The organism is Streptomyces sp. JB150, from assembly GCF_011193355.1.
GTDB lineage: Bacteria > Actinomycetota > Actinomycetes > Streptomycetales > Streptomycetaceae > Streptomyces.
This window is the reverse complement of the sequence record NZ_CP049780.1, coordinates 5,245,447-5,268,916: the sequence shown is the minus strand read 5'-3', so window position 1 is coordinate 5,268,916 and position 23,470 is coordinate 5,245,447. Positions and strand designations below refer to the sequence as shown.

The 23,470-nt window shown below is 72.2% G+C and carries 14 protein-coding genes; 9 read left to right on the top strand and 5 right to left on the bottom strand.

What is annotated here, in order from left to right:
• The first annotated feature begins 243 nt into the window (after positions 1–243).
• The 3 genes from G7Z13_RS24450 (at position 244) to G7Z13_RS24440 (ending at position 4,724) form a co-directional block, all read left to right on the top strand.
• Complete coding sequence (locus tag G7Z13_RS24450) at positions 244–2,289, top strand: M4 family metallopeptidase (protein WP_166002379.1); 2,046 nt, start codon at positions 244–246, stop codon at positions 2,287–2,289.
• 209 nt (positions 2,290–2,498) lie between these two features.
• The gene (locus G7Z13_RS24445) at positions 2,499–4,142 is read left to right on the top strand and encodes a M4 family metallopeptidase (protein ID WP_166002378.1); all 1,644 of its coding nucleotides are present in this window, start codon (positions 2,499–2,501) and stop codon (positions 4,140–4,142) included.
• Between the two features lie 66 nt (positions 4,143–4,208).
• Positions 4,209–4,724, top strand: coding sequence for a DUF1990 domain-containing protein (locus G7Z13_RS24440; protein WP_166002377.1), 516 nt, complete (start codon positions 4,209–4,211; stop codon positions 4,722–4,724).
• A 42-nt stretch (positions 4,725–4,766) separates the two neighbouring features.
• Here the strand turns inward: G7Z13_RS24440 and G7Z13_RS24435 are convergent, their stop codons facing one another.
• Positions 4,767–7,385 carry a glycosyltransferase family 1 protein gene (locus G7Z13_RS24435; protein ID WP_166002376.1) on the bottom strand — a complete coding sequence of 873 codons (2,619 nt, stop codon included), beginning with the start codon at positions 7,383–7,385 and terminating at the stop codon, positions 4,767–4,769.
• Between the two features lie 1,057 nt (positions 7,386–8,442).
• On the opposite strand from G7Z13_RS24435, the gene G7Z13_RS24430 reads away from it, so the two are divergent.
• The 4 genes from G7Z13_RS24430 to glgB all read left to right on the top strand — a co-directional run bounded on the left by G7Z13_RS24430 (position 8,443) and on the right by glgB (position 15,889).
• Positions 8,443–9,738: a maltotransferase domain-containing protein gene (locus G7Z13_RS24430; protein WP_166002375.1), complete on the top strand. Its 1,296-nt coding sequence runs from the start codon at positions 8,443–8,445 to the stop codon at positions 9,736–9,738.
• Positions 9,735–11,435, top strand: coding sequence for a maltose alpha-D-glucosyltransferase (gene treS / locus G7Z13_RS24425; RefSeq protein ID WP_166002374.1), 1,701 nt, complete (start codon positions 9,735–9,737; stop codon positions 11,433–11,435). The genes G7Z13_RS24430 and treS overlap by 4 nt, the downstream gene beginning before the upstream one ends.
• Positions 11,436–11,543: 108 nt before the next feature.
• Positions 11,544–12,941, top strand: coding sequence for a phosphotransferase (locus G7Z13_RS24420; RefSeq protein ID WP_166002373.1), 1,398 nt, complete (start codon positions 11,544–11,546; stop codon positions 12,939–12,941).
• 32 nt (positions 12,942–12,973) lie between these two features.
• On the top strand, positions 12,974–15,889 hold the full coding sequence (gene glgB / locus G7Z13_RS24415) for a 1,4-alpha-glucan branching enzyme (RefSeq protein ID WP_240926337.1): 2,916 nt from the start codon (positions 12,974–12,976) through the stop codon (positions 15,887–15,889).
• On the opposite strand, the gene G7Z13_RS24410 is transcribed toward glgB, so the two are convergent.
• The 3 genes from G7Z13_RS24410 to G7Z13_RS24400 all read right to left on the bottom strand — a co-directional run bounded on the left by G7Z13_RS24410 (position 15,864) and on the right by G7Z13_RS24400 (position 18,993).
• A complete protein-coding gene (locus G7Z13_RS24410; protein ID WP_166002372.1) occupies positions 15,864–18,101 on the bottom strand; it encodes a UvrD-helicase domain-containing protein in 2,238 nt (745 codons plus the stop codon). The two genes, glgB and G7Z13_RS24410, sit on opposite strands and share 26 nt — an antisense overlap.
• Positions 18,102–18,283: 182 nt before the next feature.
• Positions 18,284–18,616 carry a thioredoxin domain-containing protein gene (locus G7Z13_RS24405; protein WP_277347413.1) on the bottom strand — a complete coding sequence of 111 codons (333 nt, stop codon included), beginning with the start codon at positions 18,614–18,616 and terminating at the stop codon, positions 18,284–18,286.
• On the bottom strand, positions 18,613–18,993 hold the full coding sequence (locus G7Z13_RS24400; protein ID WP_166002371.1) for a MerR family transcriptional regulator: 381 nt from the start codon (positions 18,991–18,993) through the stop codon (positions 18,613–18,615). Before G7Z13_RS24400 ends, G7Z13_RS24405 begins: the two co-directional genes overlap by 4 nt.
• 280 nt (positions 18,994–19,273) lie before the next feature.
• On the opposite strand from G7Z13_RS24400, the gene G7Z13_RS24395 reads away from it, so the two are divergent.
• A complete protein-coding gene (locus G7Z13_RS24395; protein ID WP_166002370.1) occupies positions 19,274–20,218 on the top strand; it encodes an RNA polymerase sigma-70 factor in 945 nt (314 codons plus the stop codon).
• 97 nt (positions 20,219–20,315) lie between these two features.
• Positions 20,316–21,518, top strand: coding sequence for an FAD-dependent oxidoreductase (locus tag G7Z13_RS24390; RefSeq protein ID WP_166002369.1), 1,203 nt, complete (start codon positions 20,316–20,318; stop codon positions 21,516–21,518).
• A 478-nt stretch (positions 21,519–21,996) separates the two neighbouring features.
• Here the strand turns inward: G7Z13_RS24390 and G7Z13_RS24385 are convergent, their stop codons facing one another.
• Positions 21,997–23,412 carry a cation:dicarboxylase symporter family transporter gene (locus G7Z13_RS24385; protein WP_166002368.1) on the bottom strand — a complete coding sequence of 472 codons (1,416 nt, stop codon included), beginning with the start codon at positions 23,410–23,412 and terminating at the stop codon, positions 21,997–21,999.
• Positions 23,413–23,470: the final 58 nt, after the last annotated feature.

The window sequence follows — 23,470 nt, the reverse complement described above, 5'->3', positions numbered from 1 at the left end:
CGGATCTGGCGAGTCCGTATATCGAACGTGAACTCCCGGTCAACGAACGATTTCCGGCCAAGTTTCTGACGCGCCCCTGACAGAAAGGGCGCGGTGCTGCCACTCTTCCCACGGCCACCTCACAGCAACCCCACAGACCTTCGCCGCTGTGGTGCGGCCCAGCTCCACGCACGCCCGGACGGCCCACCCGCCGTCCGGTCTCCCCTGGCCGCGTGATCCGCGGCCGCGCAGAAGGAGTCAGTGTTGAGCAGCAGTCCCTCTCACAGACGCACCTCCCACACCCCCCGCCGCCGGGCGGCGGCCGTCGCGCTGGTCGGTGTCGCCGCCCTCGTCGCCGCAGCCGTGCAGTCCGGTGCCGCGACCGCCGCCCCGGAGAAGGCACCGTCGGCGTCGGCCCAGGCGGACCCGGGCGCCCTGCCCAAGAAGCTCACCCCCGCCCAGCGCGCCGAGCTGATGCGCGAGGCCCAGGCGGACACGGCGGCGACGGCCCGCGAACTCGGTCTCGGCGCCAAGGAGAAGCTGGTCGTCCGGGACGTCGTCCAGGACCGTGACGGCACCACGCACACCCGTTACGAGCGCACCTACGACGGTCTGCCCGTGCTCGGCGGCGACCTGGTCGTGAAGGCGGCGAAGGACGGTGAGACCGAGGGAGTCGTGCGGGCCACCCGGGCCGCCGTCAAGCCCGCCACCCTCACGCCGGCGATCACCGCCGAGCGCGCCGAGCGGCAGGCGCTGGCCGCCGCGAAGGCGGAGAAGGCGAAGAACCCGGACGTGGACCGCGCCCCGCGCAAGGTGATCTGGGCGGCGAACGGCACCCCGACCCTGGCATGGGAGACCGTCGTCGACGGTCTCCAGCACGACGGCACGCCGCAGGAGCTGCACGTCGTCACCGACGCCGCGACCGGGAAGAAGCTGTTCGAGTGGGAGGCCGTCCACACCGGGACCGGCCACACCGTGTACAGCGGCACCGTCCCGCTGACCACCACCCAGACGGGCTCGACGTACAACCTCACCGACGGCGCCCGCGGCGGCCACAAGACGTACAACCTCAACCGCGGCACCTCCGGCACCGGCACGCTGTTCTCCGGCCCGGACGACGTGTGGGGCAACGGCAGCCCGTCCAACCTGGAGTCGGCCGCCGCCGACGCCCACTACGGGGCCGCGCTGACCTGGGACTACTACAAGAACGTGCACGGCCGAAACGGCATCCGCGGCGACGGCGTCGGCGCCTACTCGCGGGTCCACTACGGCAACAACTACGTCAACGCGTTCTGGTCGGACAGCTGCTTCTGCATGACGTACGGCGACGGCTCCGGCAACGCCAACCCGCTGACCTCGATCGACGTGGCCGCGCACGAGATGACGCACGGTCTGACGTCGGTGACCGCGAAGCTCGTCTACAGCGGCGAGTCGGGCGGCCTGAACGAGGCGACGTCCGACATCCTCGGCGCGGCCGTGGAGTTCGCCGCGAACAACTCCTCCGACGTCGGTGACTACCTCATCGGCGAGGAGATCAACATCAACGGCGACGGCACGCCGCTGCGCTACATGGACAAGCCGAGCAAGGACGGCTCGTCGAAGGACAACTGGTACTCCGGTATCGGCTCCATCGACGTGCACTACTCCTCCGGCCCCGCGAACCACTTCTTCTACCTGCTGAGCGAGGGCAGCGGCGCCAAGACCATCAACGGCGTCAGCTACAACTCGCCCACCGCGGACGGGCTGCCGGTCACCGGCATCGGCCGGGCCAAGGCGGAGCAGATCTGGTTCAAGGCGCTCACCACCAAGTTCACCTCCACCACCAACTACGCGGGCGCCCGCACCGGCACGCTGGCGGTCGCCGGTGAGCTGTACGGCACCACCAGCGCCGAGTACAAGGCGGTGCAGGACGCGTGGGCCGGTGTGGCGGTCGGGTCCCGCTCGGGCGGGGGCGGCGGCGGCACGTCGTTCGAGAACACCACCGACGTGTCCATCCCGGACAACGGCGCCGCGGTGACCTCGTCGGTGAACGTGACCGGGCGGGCCGGCAACGCGCCGTCCAACCTCCAGGTGGGCGTGGACATCATCCACACCTGGCGCGGTGACCTGGTGATCGACCTGGTGGCGCCCGACGGGACGGCGTACCGGCTGAAGAACTTCAGCTCGTCCGACTCGGCGGACAACGTGCAGACCACGTACACGGTCAACGCCTCCTCCGAGACCGCCAACGGCACCTGGCAGCTGCGGGTGCAGGACCAGGCGGCGCAGGACACCGGCTACATCAACAGCTGGAAGCTGACCTTCCCGTAAACCGGGTTCGCAGGCGCGGGGCGCCGCTCCGGGGCAACTCCCCCGAGGCGGCGCCCCTTTCGCTGCCCCGCTTTACCTTTCGGAAACGTTTTCTTGGGAGTTGGTTTTCGGCCAACATCACGTGGGGCTCCTGACATGTACGCACCACGGGTGCCACTCTTCCCTCACCCGCCGCACGACGTCCCAGCAGCCCCACCCAAGGAGCTTGTGTGTCCCCCACGCGCAGCACTCTCGCGCTGGCCACCGCCATCGCCGCCGGCGCCCTCCTGACCACCGGCCTCACCACCGGCCCGGCCACCGCCCAGACCCCCGCCGAGGGTCCGGCCGCCCGCGCCGCCACCCCGCTCGCCCTCTCCCCCGCCACCCGCACCGCCCTGATCCGCGAGGCCGACGCGGCCACCGAGCGGACCGCCGGCGAGATAGGCCTCGGCGCCAAGGAGGAGCTGGTCGTCCGCGACGTCGTCAAGGACGCCGACGGCAGCCTCCACATCCGTTACGAGCGCACCTACGCCGGCCTTCCCGTCCTCGGCGGCGACCTCGTCGTGCACGAGAGCCCGGCCGGGAAGACCGAGGGCGTCACCAAGGCGACCAAGGCGAGAATCGCGGTCGCCGACCTCACCCCGGAGGTGACCGCGGCCGCCGCCGAGACCCAGGCCGTCAAGCGCGCCAAGGCCCTCGGCGGGACGGAGTCCGACGCGGCGAAGGCCCCCCGCAAGGTGATCTGGGCGGCCGGCGGCAAGCCCGTCCTCGCCTACGAGACCGTCGTCGGCGGCTTCCAGGACGACGGCACCCCCAACGAGCTGCACGTCATCACCGACGCCGCCACCGGCAAGAAGCTCTACGAGTACCAGGGCATCGAAACCGGCACCGGCAAGGGCCTCTACAACGGGACGGTCACCCTCGGCACCTACCTGTCGGGGTCGTCGTACCAGCTCTACGACACCGCCCGCGGCGGCCACAAGACGTACAACAAGGCCCGCTCGACCAGCGGTTCGGCCGGCACCCTGTTCACCGACGCCGACGACGTCTGGGGCACCGGCACCGCGTCCGGCTCCTCCACCGACCAGACCGCAGCCGTCGACGCCGCGTACGGCGCGCAGACGACCTGGGACTACTACAAGAACACCTTCGGCCGCAACGGCATCAAGAACGACGGCAAGGCCGCGTACTCCCGCGTCCACTACGGCAACGCCTACGTCAACGCCTTCTGGTCCGACAGCTGCTTCTGCATGACGTACGGCGACGGCGAGGGCAACACCAAGCCCCTCACCTCGCTCGACGTGGCGGCCCACGAGATGACCCACGGCGTCACCTCGAACACGGCCGGGCTCAACTACTCCGGCGAGTCCGGCGGCCTGAACGAGGCCACGTCCGACATCTTCGGCGCGGCGGTCGAGTTCTACGCCAACAACCCCGCCGACCCCGGTGACTACCTCATCGGCGAGAAGATCGACATCAACGGCGACGGCACCCCGCTGCGGTACATGGACAAGCCGAGCAAGGACGGCGCGTCCGCGGACTACTGGTCGTCCTCGCTGGGCGGCCTGGACGTCCACTACTCCTCCGGCCCGGCGAACCACTTCTTCTACCTGCTCAGCGAGGGCAGCGGCGCCAAGACCATCAACGGTGTCGCCTACAACTCGCCGACGTACAACGGCACCGCGGTCACCGGCATCGGCCGGACCAAGGCCGCGGCGATCTGGTACAAGGCGCTCACCACGTACATGACCTCGACGACCAACTACAAGGGCGCCCGTACGGCGACCCTGAACGCGGCGTCGGCGCTGTACGGCGCGTCGAGCACCGAGTACAAGGCGGTGGCGGCGGCCTGGGCGGCCGTCAACGTCAACTGACCCGCTCGACCGAGGGGCGGCACCCGGCGGGAAGGCGACGCCGGGTGCCGCCCTACGCTGGGGCACATGTCTCCTGGGGAATTCACGTACGCGGACGTCGGCGGCACCCGTGAGCCGGGTTTCTGCCCGCCCGGCTTCCACCGCATGGACGTCCGCACCCGGATCGGCGAAGGCCACGAGGTCTTCCGCCGGGCCGCCGAGGCGGTGTGCACCTGGGAGATGCACCGCGCCATCGGCGTCGGCATCGACGCGAGCGCCGACCGCGCCGCCCCCGACGTGACGGTCACCGTCATCCTCGCCGGACTGGTCAAGGCGCCCTGCCGGATCGTCTGGACCGTCGACGAGCCCCGCCGCGCCGGCTGGGCCTACGGCACCCTGCCCGGCCACCCCGAGTGCGGCGAGGAGTCGTTCGTCGTGAACCGCACCGGCGACGGCACGGTCTGGCTGACCGTCTCCGCCTTCAGCCGCGCGGCCCGCTGGTACGCCAGGGCCGGCGGCCCGGCCACCCGCGGTTTCCAGCACGCCTACGCCAAGCGGTGCGGGAAGGCGCTGCGGGCCCTGTGCGACCGGAACCCGGAGTGATCTCGCAGAGCTGACTTCGGCCCCGACCCCGCCCCTGCCGGGTCACCTCATCAGCACCCCCGCCGCCTCCCGCACCTCGTCCGCCGGGACCGTCAGCAGGCCGAGTTCCGCGCCCGAGGCCAGCAGGCGGTGGGCGGGGAGGATGCGGACGGTGTAGCCGAAGGGGCCGGTGCGGTCCAGGGAGAGGGGGCCCTCGTAGACCCACCGGCCCTCCATGTCGGGTCCGCCGGCCGCCTTGAGGGGGACGGCGGAGGCGTCGGCGATGCGGTCCTCGGAGTCGACGCGGCCGGAGACCGCCTGGACCTCGACGTCCTCGGGGGCGAGGTCGCCGAGATTGACGCGGACCCGCAGGGTGAGGGTGGTGCCGAGCTCGGCGGTGGCCGCCGTGGCGGAGGTCTCGACGTGGTCCACCGTCACCCGGTGCCAGGCCGCGCGGACGCGGGCCTTCCACTCGGCCAGCTCCCGCGCCGCGTCCGGGTCCATGGAGCGGTGGGCGAGGGCCGCGGGGGCGTAGAGGCGTTCCACGTACTCCCGGACCATCCGGCCCGCCAGCACCTTGGGGCCGAGCAGGGTGAGCGTCTGGCGGACCATCTCGATCCAGCGGTCCGGCAGCCCGCCCTGGCCGCGCTCGTAGAAGCGCGGGGTGATCCGCTGCTCCAGCAGGTCGTACAGCGCGGCGGCCTCGATGTCGTCCCGGCGGTCGGGGTCGGTGCCGTGGCCGTCGGCGGTGGGGATGGCCCAGCCGAAGTCCGGCTGGAACCACTCGTCCCACCAGCCGTCCAGCACCGACAGGTTCAGGCAGCCGTTGAGCGCCGCCTTCATGCCGCTCGTGCCGCAGGCCTCCAGCGGGCGCAGCGGGTTGTTCAGCCAGATGTCGCAGCCGGGGTAGAGCTTCTGCGCCATCGCCATGCCGTAGTCGGGCAGGAAGACGATCCGGTGGCGCACGCGCGGGTCGTCGGCGAACCGGACCAGCTCCTGGATGAGGCGCTTGCCGCCGTCGTCCGCCGGGTGCGCCTTGCCGGCGACGACGATCTGGACCGGCCGCTCGGGGTGCAGGAGCAGTTCCCTGAGCCGGTCGCGGTCGCGCAGCATCAGCGTCAGGCGCTTGTACGACGGCACGCGGCGGGCGAAGCCGATGGTGAGGACCTCCGGGTCGAGCACCCCGTCGATCCAGCCCAGCTCCGCCGTGCCGGCGCCGCGCTGCCGCCACGCCGTGCGCAGCCGCTCGCGGACCTCCTGCACCAGCTGTTCGCGCAGCGACCGGCGCAGGTCCCAGATGTCCTGGTCGGGGATGTCGGCGACGGCGTCCCAGCGCTCCGAGCCGCCGATCGTCAGGGCGTCCTCGGTGCGCTGGGGGCCGATCTGCCGGGCGCCGAGCCGGAGCACCTCCGGGGCGACCCAGGTGGGGGCGTGCACCCCGTTGGTGACGGAGGTGATCGGCACCTCCTCCGGGTCGAACCCCGGCCACAGCCCGGAGAACATCTCCCGGCTGACCCTGCCGTGCAGCAGCGAGACGCCGTTGGCGCGCTGGGCCAGCCGCAGGCCCATCACGGCCATGTTGAACAGGCCGGGCTCGCCGCCGGGGTAGCTCTCCCCGCCGAGCTGGAGGACGCCGTGCACGTCGATGGCGGGCAGTTCGGCGTCGGGGCCGAAGTGGCGGGCGACCAGCTCCCGGTCGAAGCGGTCGATGCCGGCGGGGACGGGCGTGTGCGTGGTGAAGACGGTGCCGGCCCGCACCGCCTCCAGCGCCGAGTCGAAGTCGAGGCCGTCCGCGCACAGTTCGGCGATCCGCTCCAGGCCGAGGAAGCCCGCGTGTCCCTCGTTCGTGTGGAACACCTCGGGGGCGGGGTGGCCGGTGAGCCGGCAGTACGTGCGCACCGCCCGTACCCCTCCTATGCCGAGCAGCATCTCCTGGAGCAGCCGGTGTTCGCTGCCGCCGCCGTAGAGCCGGTCGGTGACGCCGCGTTCGCCGTGGTCGTTCTCCTCGACGTCCGAGTCGAGCAGCAGCAGCGGCACCCTGCCGACCTGGGCGAGCCAGATCCGGGCGCGCAGCGAGCGGCCGCCGGGCAGGGCGAGGGTCACCTGGGCGGGGGTGCCGTCGGGCTCCTTCAGCAGGGCCAGCGGCAGCTCGTTGGGGTCGAGGACGGGGTAGTGCTCCTGCTGCCAGCCGTCCCGGGAGAGGGTCTGGCGGAAGTAGCCGTGCCGGTAGAGCAGGCCGACGCCGATGAGCGGGACGCCGAGGTCGCTGGCCGCCTTGAGGTGGTCGCCGGCGAGGATGCCGAGACCGCCGGAGTACTGCGGCAGGGCGGCGGTGATGCCGAACTCGGGGGAGAAGTAGGCGATGGCGGCGGGGAGTTCGCCGGGCTGGGTCTGGTACCAGCGGTCGCCGGTGACGTAGTCGTGCAGCTCGTCGGCGACCGTGGTCAGCCGGCGCAGGAAGCGGCGGTCCTCGGCCAGCTCGGCGAGCCGGGCGGGCGGCACGCTGCCCAGCAGCCGGACCGGGTCGCCGCCCGAGGCGGCCCAGCGGTCGGGGTCGACGGACTGGAACAGGTCGCGCGTCTCCGCGTGCCAGGACCAGCGCAGATTGCGCGCCAGGTCGCTCAGCGGCCGGAGGGGTGCGGGGAGAACGGGACGGACGGTGAATCGACGGATCGCCTTCACGGTTCCACCTTGTCGGTGCGCTGACGGACGCGGTGTGCGTTGTTGCCGTTCTTCGGGGTGCTGCCGTGCTTGTGGGTGCTGCGGACTTCGTGGGTGCTGCCGTACGTGTGGGGTCTGCCGTTCTTCTGTGTGCTGTCGTTCTGGATGGTGTTGTCCTTCTCGACGGAGTTGTCTCTGTCGACGGTAGTGGCTACCCGGCCGCGCCGTGGCCGACTCCGCGAGCGCCGCGCCCGGCTCGTCGGACCGTCACCGTCACCCCACCCTGACCGGTATGGCCGATTCCGCACCCCTGGGTCACCTTGGGGGGCTTCGGGCAGCCGCGCGGACGCGGGCGCCGTGCGGAAGGGCGGATACCGGAAGCGCGTGACCCGGGCTGCGTCAGCGGCAGGTCCCCGGTGACGCCGAAAGGGGGAACAGGCGCTGCGCCGACGGCAGGAGGGCAGGTCGCCGAGAAGCGGGGCGCGTGTCAGCCCGGCCCGCGGCACGGCTGTGGACGGCGCGGGGCGGGTACTTCGGCGGCCGCGGCGCCCAACCGGGGCGCGGGATGCACGACTTCGTGCCGCCGTTGTGCCGTATCCGGTCGTCGTGGGCAACGGGGCGTTTCCAGCCAGACTTTTCTCCCTCGCGGGTCCGGGACAGGCCCTCACGGTCGCCGCCGCATGCCGCCCCGGCACTCATGTGTCCTTCTCCTGCGCACCCGTCGCGAGCGTCGCGCCACCGCACCCCGCCGAGCGCCGGAAGACCGGTCCGGCGCAGGTCGCGCGGGTTGCGGCAGCGGGCCGGGCGACCGGTGCGGTGAGCGCGCGCGGGCCCGGTCCGCCGAACCGGCCGCGCCGGGCGCCGCGTTCCCGGCACCACGGTCCGGGCACCGGTCCCGCCACTCCCGGACGGGGCCGGTCTTGTGCGCAGACATACGCGTGAGTAGTTAACAAAGTGCCGGATTGCCCACCCGAACAGTGTGGGAAGGCTCCTGCGGTACACCTCACAGGCACCTCACGCAGAACCCACCTCCCCACAAGCAATCCGCCCACCCACGTTGACGCGGACAGGAGCGGTGATGCCCGCCAAGCACCACTCGTCAGCACCCCCGACCCCCCGTACCGGTACACCCCTCGCGCACCGCGCCGACACGGGCCCGACGACCGCGGAGCTGGCTTCCGCGGGCCGCGAGGCCACCGCCGTCGGACGCATACCGGTTCTCGACGTCCGTCCGCTGGTCCAGCAGGGCCGCCGGCCCGCGAAGGCGGTGACGGGCGAGAGCTTCGAGATCTCGGCCACCGTGTTCCGGGAGGGCCATGACGCGGTCGCCGCCAATGTCGTCCTGCGGGACCCGGACGGCCGGCCCGGCCCGTGGACGCCGATGCGCGAACTCGCCCCCGGCACCGACCGCTGGGGCGCCACCGTGATTGCGGGCGCGCCCGGCCGCTGGACCTACACGGTCGAGGCGTGGGCCGACCCGGTCACCACCTGGCACCACCACGCCCGCATCAAGATCCCGGCCGGGATCGACACCGGGCTCGTCCTGGAGGAGGGCGCACGACTGTACGAACGGGCCGCCGAGGGCATGCCCGCCGGGGAGCGCGGCCCGGTGCTCGCCGCCGTCGACGCCCTGCGCGACGAGTCCCGCCCGGCCGCGGCCCGCCTGGCGGCGGCGCTCACCCCGGAGGTGGAGGCGGCGCTCGCCCGCCACCCCTTGCGGGAGTTGGTCACCGCGTCCGATCCGCTGCCCCTGCTGGTGGAGCGGGAGCGGGCGCTGTACGGCTCGTGGTACGAGTTCTTCCCCCGTTCGGAGGGCACGCCGGAGCGTCCGCACGGTACGTTCCGCACGGCCGCCCGGCGTCTCCCGGCGATCGCGGGGATGGGGTTCGACGTCGTCTACCTGCCGCCCGAGAACACCCCCCTGCGGGAAGGCAGCGAGGAGTACCTGGACTCGGAGAAGTACCAGCTGCGGCCCCGCGACTGGGACGCCCCGCACAGCATCGCCCCGCTCATCACCCGCCTGAACGAGATCCGGCGACGGAGCCCGGCCCTGCGGCAGCTGCGCGATCTCCACTTCCACCACGCGGACCAGGAAGCGGTGATCGCGTACTCGAAGCGGCACGGTTCGAACACGGTTCTGGTGGTCGCGAACCTCGACCCTCACCACACCCAGGAGGCCACGGTCTCGTTGGACATGCCGCAACTCGGCCTGGACTGGCACGAGTCGGTGCCGGTGCGCGACGAGCTCACCGGCGAGACCTATCACTGGGGCAGGGCCAACTACGTGCGCCTGGAACCGGGCCTCCGGCCGGCACACGTCCTCACCGTCCTGCGACCGTCCAACCCGCAGATCGGAGGGTCACCCACACCATGACAGTCAACGAGCCCGTCCCGGACACCTTCGAGGACACGCCCGCCAAGGACCGCGACCCGGAGTGGTTCAAACGCGCCGTCTTCTACGAGGTCCTCGTCCGGTCCTTCCAGGACAGCAACGGCGACGGCGTCGGCGACCTCAAGGGACTGACCGCCAAACTGGACTACCTGCAGTGGCTCGGCGTGGACTGCCTGTGGCTGCCGCCGTTCTTCAAATCCCCCCTCAGGGACGGGGGTTACGACGTCTCCGACTACACCGCCGTGCTCCCGGAGTTCGGTGACCTGGCGGACTTCGTGGAGTTCGTGGACGCCGCCCACCAGCGCGGCATGCGGGTCATCATCGACTTCGTCATGAACCACACCAGCGACCAGCACCCGTGGTTCCAGGAGTCCCGCAAGGACCCGGACGGCCCCTACGGCGACTACTACATGTGGGCCGACGACGACAAGCAGTACCAGGACGCGCGGATCATCTTCGTCGACACCGAGGTCTCCAACTGGACCTTCGACCCGGTCCGCAAGCAGTACTTCTTCCACCGGTTCTTCTCCCACCAGCCGGACCTCAACTACGAGAACCCGGCGGTGCAGGAGGAGATGATCTCCGCGCTGCGGTTCTGGCTGGACCTGGGCATCGACGGGTTCCGGCTGGACGCCGTGCCGTACCTGTACGCCGAGGAGGGCACCAACTGCGAGAACCTCCCGGCGACCCATGAGTTCCTGAAGCGGGTCCGCAAGGAGATCGACGCCCACTACCCCGACACGGTCCTCCTCGCCGAGGCCAACCAGTGGCCGGAGGACGTCGTCGACTACTTCGGCGACTACGCCAGCGGCGGCGACGAATGCCACATGGCCTTCCACTTCCCGGTCATGCCGCGCATCTTCATGGCCGTGCGGCGCGAGTCCCGCTACCCCGTCTCCGAGATCCTGGCCAAGACCCCGGCGATTCCCTCCGGCTGCCAGTGGGGCATCTTCCTGCGCAACCACGACGAGCTGACCCTGGAGATGGTCACCGACGAAGAGCGCGACTACATGTACGCGGAGTACGCCAAGGACCCGCGGATGCGTGCCAACATCGGCATCCGCCGCCGGCTCGCGCCGCTGCTGGACAACGACCGCAACCAGATCGAGCTGTTCACGGCCCTGCTGCTGTCCCTGCCGGGCTCGCCGATCCTCTACTACGGCGACGAGATCGGCATGGGCGACAACATCTGGCTCGGCGACCGGGACGCCGTCCGCACCCCCATGCAGTGGACACCCGACCGCAACGCGGGCTTCTCCACCTGCGACCCCGGCCGCCTCTTCCTCCCCACGATCATGGACCCGGTCTACGGCTACCAGGTCACCAACGTCGAGGCGTCCATGGCATCGCCCTCGTCGCTGCTGCACTGGACCCGGCGCATGATCGAGATCCGCAAGCAGAACCCCGCCTTCGGCCTCGGCTCGTACACCGAACTCCAGTCCTCCAACCCGGCGGTCCTGGCGTTCCTGCGGGAGCACGGCGACGACCTGGTGCTGTGCGTGCACAACTTCTCCCGCTTCCCGCAGCCGACCGAGCTGGATCTGCGGTCCTTCGCCGGATGCCACCCGGTCGAGCTGATCGGCGGGGTCCGCTTCCCCGCCATCGGGGACCTGCCGTACCTGCTGACTCTGGCGGGCCACGGCTTCTACTGGTTCCGGCTCCGCAAGGACACCCCCTAGAACCCGCGGCGGGGCGGTTTCCTCCGCCCCGCCCGGGGCACGCATGCCGTAACCCCCCGAACACTCCGGGCAACCCCCGAAACCTCTTCCGGGGAAAGGACGCAGCCCATGTCGGAAGCCGTCACCCGCCCCGTCCTCTCGGCCGGCCCCGGCCTGCTCGCGTCACTGGAGCCCCTGCTGAGCCAGTGGCTGCCGCGCCAGCGGTGGTTCGCGGGCAAAGGGCGCCCGGTGACCGGGTTCACGCTGGTTGCGGCCACCGAACTCATGCCGCCCGGTGGCCGGCTGGGCCTGTACCACCTGCTGGTCCAGGTTCACCAGCCGCTCACCCCGGTGCCGGGCGCGGCCACCGCCCCCGGCGACTGCTACCAGCTGCTGATAGGCGTGCGCGAGGCGCTGCCGCCGCGGCTGGCGCCCGCGCTGATCGGCCATGTCACCGAGGGCCCCCTCGCCGGGCACACGGTTTACGAGGCCCTGTACGACACCCGCCCCGCCGACCTGCTCCTGGAGGCGCTGCGCACCCAGGCCCGCATCGGCGGACTGCGCTTCGAGCGCGACCCCGGCCAGGAGATCCGGCCCGGTCTCGTCGCCCGCGCGGTGACGGCCGAGCAGTCCAACTCGTCGGTCGTCTATGGCGATACGTTCATTCTCAAGCTGCTGCGCCGGATCGTCCCCGGCGTCAACCCCGACCTGGAGCTGCCGCTGGCGCTGGCCCGCGAGGGCTGCCCCCGGGTGCCCGCGCCCACCGCGTGGCTGCGCGCCGAGCTGGGCGGTGAGGCGTACGTCCTGGGTGTGCTCCAGCCCTACGTCCAGGGCGCGGCCGACGGCTGGGAGCTGGCCCTGCGGGAGCTGGCCAAGGGCCAGGACTTCGGTGCCGAGGCGCGGGCGCTCGGGCGCGCCACCGCCGAGGTGCACACCGCGCTGGCCCGCGCCCTGCCGACCGTCACCCTCGGTCCGGCCCAGCTCCAGCCGCTGGTCGACGCCATGGTCGAGCGGCTGGACGCCGCCGCCCAGGCGGTGCCCGCGCTGCGCCCGTACGCGCCGCGTCTGCGCAGCGCCTTCGAGGCGGTGGCGCAGCTCGGCGCGGAGGGCCGCACCTGGACCGCCCAGCGCGTCCACGGCGATCTGCACCTCGGGCAGTGCCTGCGCTCGCCCGCCGGGCAGTGGACGCTGATCGACTTCGAGGGCGAGCCGGCCAAGTCCCTCGCGGAGCGGCGGATGCCGCAGCCGACCGTGCGGGACGTCGCCGGGATGCTGCGCTCCTTCGACTACGCCGCGCACTCCGTACAGCCGGGCGTGCCGGGCTGGGCGGAGACCTGCCGGGCCGCCTACTGCTCCGGGTACGCGGAGGCCGGCGGGAGCGACCCGCGCCACGACCCGGTGCTGCTGCGCGCGTACGAAACCGACAAAGCGGTGTACGAAGTGGTCTACGAGGCCCGGCACCGTCCCGACTGGCTCCCGGTACCGCTGTCGGCGATACGGCGCCTGGCCTCGACCCCATCGACCTGACCTTCCCTGATCCCTCCCAGGAGGCTCCGCCCGTGACTCCCCGCACCCCCTCCAGCGGTTCGGACCCGCAGCAGACGGCCGAGAATCGCTCCGCGCAGGAGACGGCGGCGAAACAGACCGTGCCTCGCCAGGCGACGGCGAAGAAGGCCGCCGCCAGGAAGACGGCCGCGCAGGCGGCCGCCCGGACACCGGCCCAGAAGGCGGCGGCGAAGAAGACGGTGGCGAAGAAGGCGGCGGCCGGCCGCGCGGACGCCGAGACGACGGTGGCCGAGAAGGCCGCCGCCAAGCGGCCGGCGAAGACCACGGCCGAGTCGGCGGCGGAGAAGGCACCCGCGAAGAAGGCAGCCGTCAAGAAGGCAACCGTCAAGAAGACGGCCGCCAAGCAGCCGGCCGCGAAGAAGACCGCCGCCAGGAAGACGACCGCCGAACGGACCACCGCCGAGAAGACGACAGCGCAAACGCCGCTCGCGGACACGTCGCTCGCCGAGACGGCGACCGCACAGAAGACGACCGCGGAGAAGGCGCTCGCCAAGAAGACCGCGGCCAAGACCACCGACGGGACGGCCACGGTCAAGGCCCCCGCCAGGAAGGCCGCGCAGAAGCGGGCCCCCGTCAAGAAGACACCAGCCAAGAAGACCCCCGCCGAGAAGACACCGGCCAAGAAGACCCCGGTCAAGAAGACACAGGCCGCAAAGGCACCGGCCGGGAAGGCACCCGCGGCGCAGACCCCGGCCGCGGTCCCCCTTGTGGTCCCCGCCCCCACCCCCGCCCTGGACGCCGCCGACCGCGAGCGGCTGCTGTCCGGGACGCATCACGATCCGCACTCCGTGCTGGGCGCGCACCGGGTGCCCGGCGGGGTCGCCTTCCGGGCCTTCCGGCCGTACGCCAGGTCGGTCACGGTCCTGTGCGGGGAGCTGCGGGCGGAGTTGCACGACGACGGTCAGGGCTTCTTCTCCGCGCTGCTCCCCCTCCAGGAGCTGCCGGAGGGGTACCGGCTGGAGGTGGCGTACGAGGAGACGGTGATCGAGACGGAGGACGCGTACCGTTTCCTGCCCACGCTCGGCGAGCTGGACCTGTACCTGATCGGCGAGGGCCGGCACGAGCAGCTGTGGACGGCGCTCGGCGCGCACCCGATGACCCATCAGGGCGTGACCGGCACCCGGTTCACGGTGTGGGCGCCGAACGCCCGGGGCGTGCGCCTGGCCGGCACGTTCAACTTCTGGGACGGCACCGGGTTCCCGATGCGCTCGCTGGGCTCGTCCGGGGTGTGGGAGCTGTTCGTGCCCGGGATCGGCGAAGGTGAGCTGTACAAGTTCGAGATCACCCGGCCGGACGGTTCGCGGACGCTGCGCGCGGACCCCATGGCCCGCCGCACCGAGATTCCGCCGAACACGTCGTCGGTCATCCACGCGTCGGCGTACGAGTGGGGCGACGCGCAGTGGCTGGCCCGCCGCGCGGAGCGGCCCGCGCACGAGGCGCCCCTGTCCGTCTACGAGGTCCACCTGCCCTCGTGGCGTCCGGGGCTGACGTACCGCCAGCTGGCCGAGCAGCTCCCGGCGTACGTCAAGGACATGGGCTTCACCCACGTGGAGCTGATGCCGATCGCCGAGCACCCCTTCGGCGGCTCCTGGGGCTACCAGGTCACCGGCTTCTACGCGCCGACCGCCCGGCTCGGCACCCCGGACGACTTCAAGTACCTGGTGGACGCGCTGCACCAGGCGGGCATCGGCGTCCTCATGGACTGGGTGCCCGCGCACTTCCCGCGCGACGACTGGGCGCTGGCCGAGTTCGACGGCCGGCCGCTGTACGAGCACCCCGACCCGCGGCGGTCGGCGCACCCCGACTGGGGCACGCTGGAGTTCGACTTCGGGCGGCGCGAGGTGCGCAACTTCCTGGTCGCCAACGCGGTGTACTGGTGCGAGGAGTTCCACATCGACGGGCTGCGGGTGGACGCGGTCGCCTCGATGCTCTACCTGGACTACTCGCGCGAGCCGGGCCAGTGGGTGCCCAACGAGCACGGCGGGCGGGAGAACCTGGACGCGGTGGCGTTCCTGCAGGAGATGAACGCGACCGTGTACCGCAGGGCGCCCGGCGTGGTGACGATCGCCGAGGAGTCCACCGCCTGGGACGGCGTGACCCGCGCGACCCATCACAAGGGCCCGAGCGGCTTCGGCGGCCTCGGCTTCGGGCTGAAGTGGAACATGGGCTGGATGCACGACTCGCTCCAGTACATGAGCAAGGACCCGGTGCACCGCAGGCACCACCACCACGAGATGACCTTCTCGATGGTGTACGCGTACAGCGAGAACTACGTCCTGCCGATCTCCCACGACGAGGTCGTGCACGGCAAGCGGTCGCTGGTGTCGAAGATGCCGGGCGACTGGTGGCAGCAGCGCGCCAACCACCGCGCCTACCTGGGCTTCATGTGGGCCCACCCGGGCAAGCAACTGCTCTTCATGGGCCAGGAGTTCGCGCAGGGCGCGGAGTGGTCGGAGGCGCACGGCCCGGACTGGTGGCTGCTCGACCCGGCGTACGGCGCGGAGGCCGACCACCGCGGGGTGCGCGACCTGGTGCGGGACCTCAACACCGTCTACCGCGCCACCCCGGCCCTGTGGGAGCGGGACGTCCACCCGGACGGCTTCCAGTGGATCGTCGCGGACGCCGCCGACGACAACGTGCTCGCCTTCCTGCGCCTGGACGCGGAGGGCACGCCGCTGCTGTCGGTCAGCAACTTCTCCCCCGTGGTCCGCCAGGACTACCGCCTCGGCGTCCCCGACGACATCCCCGCCTGGCACGAGGTCCTGAACACCGACGCCGCCCGCTACGGCGGCAGCGACGTCACCCGGCCCGACCCCGTCAAGCCGGAGCCCCAGGGCTGGCACGGCCGCCCCGCGAGCATCCGGCTGACGCTGCCCCCGCTGGCTACGGTGTGGCTGCGGCCTGCCTGAGCCCGTCCGGGAGGGCCCCGGTGTGCAGGACGCCGAGCCGCTGGGTGGCGCGGGTCAGGGCGACGTAGAGGTCGCTGGTGCCGTACCGGGCGGGTTCGACGACCAGGACGGAGTCGAACTCCAGGCCCTTGGCCTGGCGCGGGTCGAGCAGGACGACGGTCCGCGTCAGGTCGGGTTCGGCGCCGGCGGTCACCCCGTCGAGCCGGGCGGCGAGGCTGCGGTGCAGGTCGCGCGGGGCGATGACGGCGAGGCGTCCCTCGGCGGGGGTGAGTTCGGCGACCGCCTTCGCGACCGCGCCGGGCAGGTCGTCGGTGGCGCGCACCCAGGGCCGTACGCCCGTGGAGCGGACCGAGCTCGGCGGTTCGAAGTCCGGGTCGACGGCCCGGACGACGGCCGCCGCGAGGTCCATGATCTCGGCAGGGGTGCGGTAGTTGACGCGGAGCCGGGTGTGCTCCCAGCGGTCCTCGACGTACGGCTGGAGGATCTCCCGCCAGGAGCCGACGCCGGCCGCTTCGGCGGTCTGCGCGGGGTCGCCGACCAGGGTCATCGAGCGGGTCGGGCTGCGCCGCATCAGCAGCCGCCACGCCATCGGCGACAGCTCCTGCGCCTCGTCGACGATGATGTGCCCGAACGCCCAGGTGCGGTCGGCCGCCGCGCGCTCGGCGGCGCTGCGGTGGTCGGCCTCCTCGTGCCGCTCGGCGAACCGCTCGGCGTCGATGATGTCGTGCGCGGACAGCACCTCGGAGGCCTCCGGGTCGTCCTCCTCCTTGTCCTCGAACTCGTACGTCCGGGAGGCGTACGACACGTCCAGCACGCCCTGCGCGTAGGCGACCTGGGTCTCCCGCTCCCGCTCGGCGCGGGCGCGGGCCGCGCGGTCGTCCTCGCCGAGGAGTTCGGCCGCCTCGTCCAGCAGGGGTACGTCCGCGACCGTCCAGGCCCGGGTGACCGGGCGGCGGATGGCGGCGGCGTCCTCGTCGGAGACGTAGCCCTCCGGGTCGGCGAGGAAGTCGGCGACCAGCCGCTGCGGGGTGAGCACCGGCCACAACTGATCGATCGCGGCCCACACCTCGGGGTTCTCGGCGAGGTCGTCGCGGATCTGGGTGATGTCGGCGGCGTCCAGCAGGCTGGAGCCGTCGTAGGGGTCGGTGCCGATGCGCTCGGCGTACAGCTCGGTGAGGGTGTTGAGGATGTGGCCCTCGAAGTGCTCGCGGGCGGCGTTGTGCGGCAGCTTCGCGGCGCGGGTCCTCTCGCGGGCGACGCTCACCAGGCCGTCGTCGAGCATCAGCACCTCCCGGTCGTGCTCGATCGCGATGACCGGGTCGGGCAGCGCCTGCCGGTCGCGTACGACGGCGGCGAGCACGTCGGCCATGTCGGCGCGGCCCTTGACCGCGGCGGCCTCCGGCGTGTCCCTGGCCGTCGCCTTCACGCCGGGGTACAGCTCGCCGACGGTGGCCAGCAGCACGCCGGTCTCGCCGAGGGAGGGCAGCACCTCGCCGATGTAGCCGAGGAAGGCCGGGTTGGGGCCGACGATCAGCACGGCCCGCCTGGCGAGCAGTTCCCGGTGCTCGTAGAGGAGGTAGGCGGCGCGGTGCAGGGCGACGGCGGTCTTGCCGGTGCCGGGGCCGCCCTCCACCACCAGGACGCCGCGGTGCGGGGCGCGGATGATCTCGTCCTGCTCGGCCTGGATGGTCTGGACGATGTCGCTCATCCGGCCGGTGCGCGCGGAGTTCAGCGCGGCGAGCAGCACCGCGTCGCCGCTGGGGTCCTCGTGGCCGGTGCGCTCCCGGTCGCCGACGTCGAGGAACTCGTCGTGCAGGGCGGTGACCGTGCGGCCCTCGGTGGCGATGTGCCGGCGGCGGCGCAGGCCCATCGGGGTGTGGCCGGTGGCCAGGTAGAAGGGCCGGGCGACGTCCGCGCGCCAGTCGATGAGGACCGGGGTGCGCTCGGCGTCGTCGGCGCGCAGGCCGATGCGGCCGATGTGGTGCCGGACGCCGGAGGTCAGGTCGATCCGGCCGAAGCACAGGGAGCCGTCGACCGCGTTGAGCGCGGCGAGCAGCCCGGAGCGCTCGGCGACCAGGATGTCGCGCTCCAGCCGGGCCTGCATCGGCTTGTCGCCCTGGGCGAGAGCGTCCGTGACCGAGGACTCGGTCTCGCCGCGCAGGACGTCGACGCGCGCGTACAGATCGTCGATGAATTCCTGCTCCTGACGCATTTCATCGTCTGGAAATTCGGAGTTTGACAATTCCGCTCCCGGCCGGATATACTGTGGTCGCTGAACTTTCCCGCGACCATGTAATTGAAGTCGCGAACCATTGAATATACGCAAAGAAATCCCCCGGGCGCAATTGCCCGGGGGATTTCTCGTGGTTCTCGTACCTCTCGCGCCGGGGGGCGTCAGAGCGCTTCGGCGATCTCCTCCAGCAGCCGCCGCTTGGGCCGCGCCCCCACCATCGACCGCACCGGCTCCCCGTCCCGGAAGACCATGAAGGTCGGCATGGACAGCACCTTGTAGGCGTTCGTGGTCTCCGGATTGGTGTCCACGTCCAGCTGCACCACCTTCAGCCGCTCCCCCTCCTCGGCGGCCACCGCGCTGAGCACCGGCCCCATCTGCCGGCACGGCGGGCACCAGTCGGCGGTGAACTCCACCAGCACCGGCAGCTCCGATCCGATCACCTCCGCCGCGAAGTCCGCGTCCGTCACCTCGGCCACACCCGCTGCCCTGATCACAACACCTGCCCTCCCAGTTCGCACATCGGATCCTCGGCCAGCGCCAGCCGTACCCCGATCTTCGCCCGCACCGCCTGCAACTCGCCGATCAGCGCGTCGAGTTCGTCCAGCTTGCGGCGGTACACCGCGAGCGACGCCGGGCACACGTCGCCCTCCGGGTGCCCGGCGCGCAGACACTCCACGAAGGGCCGCGTCTCCTCCAGGTCGAACCCGAAGTCCTGCAACGTCCTGATCTGCCGCAGCAGCCGCAGATCCGACTCGTCGTAGTCCCGGTACCCCTTGTCGTCACGCCGCGCGGGCAGCAGCCCCCGCGCCTCGTAGTACCGCAGCGCCCGCGTGGTGGTCCCGGCCCGTGTGGCCAGCTCGCCGATTCGCATACACCCGAACGTAAGCCTTGACGCCGAGGTCAAGGCAAGGGTGCCCGGGAGGGGGGTGGGGGGTGGGGGTTACGGCGGTAGGGAGCGGGCGCCGGGGCCCCGGCGGGCAGTGGAGGGGGCGGGTGCCTTGCGGCGGCGGGGTGGGGCGGGGCGAGCGGGGTGCGTGCCCCTGGCGGCACGCACAGGCGGCGGGCCGCAGGCCGGACGCGAGGCCGCAGGCCGGGCGCGGGGGCCGCGTGACTCGCCTGCCGTTGGTCCCCGTGGCGGCTAGGATCGCGGCATGGCCCTGATCACCAGTGACGTCGATCGCTTCGAGGCCGCGCGGCCCCGGCTGGAGGCCATCGCCTACCGGCTGCTCGGCTCGGCGAGCGAGGCGGAGGACGCCGTGCAGGAAACGTTCCTGCGCTGGCAGGCCGCCGACGTCCGGCAGATCGAGGTGCCCGAGGCCTGGCTGACCAAGGTCCTCACCAACCTCTGCCTCAACCTCCTCACGTCCGCCCGCGCCCGCCGGGAGACGTACGTGGGCCAGTGGCTCCCCGAGCCGCTGCTCGCCGGGGACCCGATGCTCGGCCCGGCCGACAGCGCCGAACAGCGCGAGTCGGTGTCGTACGCCGTCCTCGTCCTGCTGGAGCGCCTGTCCCCGAGCGAGCGCGCCGTCTACGTGCTCCGCGAGGCCTTCGACTACCCGCACCGGGAGATCGCCGAGATCCTGGACATCACCGAGGCGGCCAGCCAGCAGATCTTCCACCGGGCCAAGAAGCACGTGGCGGCCGGCAAGGCGCGCGCCCGGATCGACGAGGCCGCCGCCCGCGCGATCGTCGAGGAGTTCCTGGCCGCCGCGACCAGCGGCCGTACCGAGCCCCTCGTCCGCCTGCTCACCCAGGACGCCGTCTCCGTCGGCGACGGCGGCGGCAAGGTCCCCGCCCGCACGAAGGCCTTCGAGGGCGCGCTCGCGGTCGCCAGGTTCCTGCGCGGCCTGTTCAAGCCCAGCGCCGCCAAGCGGGCGCTCGTCGGCGGCGCGCTCGAGATCCACGCCACCACCGCGAACGGCGAGCCCGCGTTCGTGGCGGTCGTGGACGGCCGGGTCGTCGGGATCACCTGTCTGGAGGTCACCGAGGAGGGCATCGCCGCGGTCCGCAGCCAGGTCAACCCGGACAAGCTCGTCCGCGCGAGCGAGCGGTGGGCCGCCGGGCGCCTCGGCGGCACCCCGCTCCACACCCTCTGACGTCATGTGACGTGCTTCACATCCTGATCCCGTCAGGAATCGCGGGGCTGCCCGGTTCAAGGGGCACCACGCAGTTCCCGCAGACAGGAGCAGACACATGCAGCACCGCATCGTCGTCCTCGGAGCCGGCTACACCGGAGCCATCGCCGCCGGCCGCCTCGCCCGGCGGCTGCACCGCGCGGACGTCGCCATCACCCTCGTCAACCCCGAGCCCGACTTCGTCGAGCGCGTCCGGCTGCACCAGCTCGCGACCGGCCAGCCCCTGCGGTACCGGCCGCTGCACGAGATGTTCGCCGGCACGGGCGTCGCGCTGAAGCTCGCGAAGGTCACCGCCGTGGACGCGGACCGCAAGACGGTGTCGGTCACCGCCGTCGACGGCTCCGGGCGCGAGGAACTGGAGTACGACACGCTGGTCTACGCCCTCGGCAGCGGCTGGAACGACGGAGGCGTCCCCGGTGTCGCCGCCCACGCCCACGACATCGCGAGCCGCCCCGGCGCCCTGCGCCTGCGCGACCGCCTGGCCGCCCTGGAGGCCGGCCGGCCCGTGGTGGTGGTCGGCGGCGGCCTGACCGGCCTGGAGGCCGCGACCGAGATCGCCGAGGCCCGCCCGGACCTCGCTGTCTCCCTGGCCGTCCGCGGCGCCCTCGGCGACTGGCTCTCGAAGAAGGGCCGCGCCCACCTGCGGACGGTGGTGGACCGGCTCGGCATCACGGTCCACGAGGACACCGAGGTCGCCGCCGTGGCGGCGGACAGCGTGACGACGGCCGACGGCCGCACCCTCCCCGCCGAGGTGACCGTGTGGACCACCGGCTTCGCCGTCCACCCGGTCGCCCGGGCCACCACCCTGGAGGTCACCGACCGGGGCCAGATCGTGGTCGACGGCACGATGCGCTCGGTCTCCCACCCGGACGTGTACGCCGTGGGTGACGCGGCGATGGCCATCGGCCCGAGCGACAAGCCGCTGCGGATGTCCTGCGCCTCGGGCGTCCCGATGGCCTGGCAGGCCGCCGACGCCATCGCCGCGCGTCTCGCTGGGACCAAGGTCCCGCACCTCTCGATCCGCTACTACCAGCAGTGCGTCTCCCTGGGCCGCAAGGACGGCCTGATCCAGTTCGTCACCGCCGACGACCGGGCGAAGGACGGCGCCATGACGGGCCGCGTGGCCGCCCTCTACAAGGAACTGATCTGCAAGGGCGCGACCTGGGGCGTCGCCAACCCCACCGGGGGCCTGCCGAGCCGGCGCCGCCACGTCACCCGGCAGGAGGCCGGGAGCCACGGACGGGCGGAGGTGGCGGCGTGAGGGGGACTCCGGCCGGCGGACCGGCCGGAGGGGGCCACCGGGGCCGCCCGGCCCGAGGGGCCTGACAGGGGAAAGGGGGCGGCTGACCTCACCCGCCCCCGGCCGGACCGCCGGCACCTGCCGACGTACCCACGACGTCGGCCGACGCCGGCGGTCCGGCCCCCGGACGTCCCGGAGCCTCGCCCACCGACCGACAGCGGGTACGGTCACTGATCGACGGCGCCAGGCCTCCACCCCGCAGGCCCCCGGATCCCGGATCCCGGCTTCCGGCTCCCGGCTCCCGGCTCCCGGCTCCCGGCTCCCGGCTCCCAGCCGACGGGCGCCCCAGCCCCCCGGCTCACGGGCCTCCGCCCACCGGCCGACAGCCGTACCGCTCACCGCCCGACAGCGGGCCGGAGCACCAGCCCGCGGGCGCCCCGGCCGCGATTCGACCGGCCTCACCACCGCCGGCCGCAGGCCGCCGGCCGGCCTGCGTGGTCTACGCCTTCGCCAGTTCCACCCGCTGCTCCCGTTCCGGCAGCTCCGTGCCGGCCTCGGTGTCCGCCGGGGCGGAGCCGTGGTCGTCGAGGAGAGTCTTCTCGTCGAACGGGGCCCGGCCCGCGAGGACCTCGGCGACCCGCTCCTTGTCGATCTCCTTGGTCCAGGTGCCGATCAGGACGGTGGCGACCGCGTTGCCCGCGAAATTGGTCAGGGCGCGCGCCTCGCTCATGAAGCGGTCGATGCCGACGATGAGCCCGATGCCGTCGACCAGGGCCGGCTTGTGCGACTGGAGGCCGCCCGCGAGGGTGGCGAGCCCGGCGCCGGTCACACCCGCCGCGCCCTTGGAGGCGACCAGCAGGAACAGCAGCAGGGGGATCTGCTCGCCGACCGACATCGGCGTACCCATGGCGTCGGCGATGAACAGGGACGCCATGGTCATGTAGATCATGGTGCCGTCGAGGTTGAAGGAGTAGCCGGTCGGGACGGTGATGCCGACGACCGGCTTGCTGACGCCCAGGTGCTCCATCTTGGCGATGAGCCGCGGCAGCGCGGACTCCGAGGAGGACGTGGACAGGATCAGCAGGAACTCACGGCCCAGGTACTTGAAGAACGTGAGGATGTTCAGCCCGGACACGATCCGCAGCAGCGCGCCGAGGACGAGGAAGACGAACAGGAAACAGGTGACGTAGAAGCCGAGCATCAGCACGGCGAGGCTCTTGAGCGCGTCCAGGCCCGCGGAGCCGGTGACGGCGGCGATGGCACCGAAGGCACCGATGGGCGCGGCCCACATCACCATGGCGAGGATGCGGAAGACCAGCCGCTGGATGTGTTCGACCCCGCGCAGGATCGGCTGGCCGGCGGAGCCCATGGCCTGGAGGGCGAACCCGGCGAGCAGCGCGATGAGCAGGGTCTGGAGCACCTCGCCCTGGGTGAAGGCGGAGACGATCGTGGTGGGGATGATGCCGAGCAGGAACTCGGTGGTGTCCTTGGCCTCTCCGTCGACCTGGGCGTGCCCGGCGTCCTTCACCGCGTCGGTGACGGCGAGCCCGGTGCCCGGCTCCAGGATGTTGCCGACGACGAGACCGATGGCGAGGGCGACCAGCGACATCGCGAGGAAGTAGACCAGGGCGATGCCGCCCACGGCGCCCACCTTCGCGGCCTTCCGCACCGAACCGATACCGAGCACGATCGTGCAGAAGATGATCGGCGAGATCATCATCTTGATCAGGTTCACAAAGCCCGTACCGATGGGCTTCAGCTCCACCGCGAAGTCCGGAGCGGCCAGACCCACGGCGATGCCGAGGGCCACCGCGATGATCACCGCGATGTAGAGATAGTGGGTGCGGTCCCGCTTGTCCCGCTTGCCCGAAGGAGCGGGGGCTGCGGCAGGTGCCGTTTCGGGTGTGCTGGTCACGGCTGCCCTCCTTGACGACGTCGTCGGCATCACCGGCGTGCGGCTCACGTCCGGGGGA

Excerpts from the sequence above, each read along its gene's own strand:
- G7Z13_RS24410 (WP_166002372.1), bottom strand. The coding sequence starts at position 18,101 with ATGCGTCAGGAGCAGGAATTCATCGACGATCTGTACGCGCGCGTCGAC.
- G7Z13_RS24440 (WP_166002377.1), top strand. The coding sequence starts at position 4,209 with ATGTCTCCTGGGGAATTCACGTACGCGGACGTCGGCGGCACCCGTGAG.
- G7Z13_RS24400 (WP_166002371.1), bottom strand. The coding sequence starts at position 18,993 with ATGCGAATCGGCGAGCTGGCCACACGGGCCGGGACCACCACGCGGGCG.
- G7Z13_RS24395 (WP_166002370.1), top strand. The coding sequence starts at position 19,274 with ATGGCCCTGATCACCAGTGACGTCGATCGCTTCGAGGCCGCGCGGCCC.
- G7Z13_RS24390 (WP_166002369.1), top strand. The coding sequence starts at position 20,316 with ATGCAGCACCGCATCGTCGTCCTCGGAGCCGGCTACACCGGAGCCATC.
- treS (WP_166002374.1), top strand. The coding sequence starts at position 9,735 with ATGACAGTCAACGAGCCCGTCCCGGACACCTTCGAGGACACGCCCGCC.
- G7Z13_RS24420 (WP_166002373.1), top strand. The coding sequence starts at position 11,544 with ATGTCGGAAGCCGTCACCCGCCCCGTCCTCTCGGCCGGCCCCGGCCTG.
- G7Z13_RS24430 (WP_166002375.1), top strand. The coding sequence starts at position 8,443 with ATGCCCGCCAAGCACCACTCGTCAGCACCCCCGACCCCCCGTACCGGT.